Below are 1648 nucleotides of genomic sequence, written 5' to 3'. Positions count from 1 at the left end.
TGCCATAAATGGCCAATACTGAGCTAATCACAGATAACATTAGCTTTTTCATAAAAATCTTCCCAAATCCTGAATCTTTGAAAGATGAGTGTGTATGACACATAATATACTCAGGACTTACGCAAAGACACTATATATAGCGTATACCAAATAGAGCGATATAGCTGCCGTTAGGCTCCGCCAACGCTTTTAAAAAATGTAGCGATCGCCTGAACAAAAAAATTATCATAACTAATATTAATAATATTAAAGATATGCTCTTTAAATTTATTTTAGCTAATTGTAAATAAATTTTGCTAAAACAGCTTAATTATACTATAATTATATTATTGTTAATTTGAGATAGCAAGATGAATTTTAACTATATTGATTATTGTCACTATCTACTCAATTCTCATACAAATTATACTATCACAAATTTAGCAAATCACCTAGAAAATGTTAGCCATGACAAGATAAATCGTTATTTAAAAACAGAAAACTTTGACAACCAGGATTTGTGGAGAAATGTTAAAAAAGAAATTGTAACTAATACAGAAGGTTATTTAATATTTGATGATACAGTTCTTAAGAAGAAGCATAGTAATAAAATTGAATTGGTTCGGCGACAGTACAGTGGTAATGAGCATCAAGTAGTTAGTGGTATAGGAATAGTAAATTGTATATATTTTAATCCAAAAATCGAACAATTTTGGCTGATAGATTATCGAATTTATGACCCAGATACTGATAAAAAAACCAAAATAGACCATGTAGAAGAAATGATTTTATGTGTGGTAAATCAGAATAAATTACCATTTAAAACTGTGTTAATGGATAGTTGGTATGCCACACAAAGGTTAATGGGATTAATAGATAATATGGAAAAAATTTATTACTGTCCCTTAAAAATAAATCGTTTAGTAGATGATACTGGTGGTATAGAAAAATATAAAAAGATAGAAGAATTAACTTGGAATGAGCCAGAAAAAATATCAGGTAAAATAATCAAAATAAAAGGTTTTCCGAGAGATAAAAAAGTAAAGTTATTCTGGGTAACTATTTCTACCAATAGGACAGAATATATTGCAACTAATGACTTATGTCAAGCTTCAGTAGATGCAGTAGAGTTGGAATCTCAAACCAGATGGAAAATTGAAGAATTTCACAGAGAAATTAAGCAATTAACAGGTATAGAGTTTTGTCAATGTCGTCTCAGGAAAATTCAGAAAAATCATATAGCCTGTGCTATATTAGTCTGGAATTTTTTGAAAAGATTAGCAGTGAAAATAGGGAAAACTATTTACCAAGTTAAGCATGAATTACTCTCAGATTATCTGATACAAGAGCTGGAAAAGCCCACAATAAAATTCAGAGCAATTTTGATTTTGTAGGTATTTTTCTTACTCTTGAATTAATGGCTAAAATCTTGAGGCGATCGCTACATTTTTTTTTAAGCGATCGCTCTATTTGACATACGCTATATATAGTGTTTTTGCGTAAGTCCTGATCATGTACAGATAATTAGTAATAAAAAAACTTTCTCTATTCTAACCTTTTTTTCCTTCCCTCTGGTTGTAGTTTCTAAAGGTCCCCTCTCAACTTTTTGCCAGTTTTTTTCACAGATGAAAATTTCATTCCTATATATAGACACTTGAAAATTTGTCAA

General features: G+C 29.6%; 1 protein-coding gene. It reads left to right on the top strand.

The genetic code is table 11. The annotated features are described in order from the left end of the window. The first annotated feature begins 350 nt into the window (after positions 1-350). On the top strand, positions 351-1373 hold the full coding sequence (locus F6K22_RS40365) for an IS701 family transposase (RefSeq protein WP_293110728.1): 1023 nt from the start codon (positions 351-353) through the stop codon (positions 1371-1373). Positions 1374-1648 lie beyond the last annotated feature (275 nt).

The sequence above is a fragment of the Okeania sp. SIO2F4 genome (assembly GCF_010672385.1).
In the GTDB taxonomy this organism is placed as follows: Bacteria; Cyanobacteriota; Cyanobacteriia; order Cyanobacteriales; family Microcoleaceae; genus Trichodesmium.
Note: the sequence above shows the minus strand (reverse complement) of the source record. Positions and strands in the feature narration are given on the sequence as shown.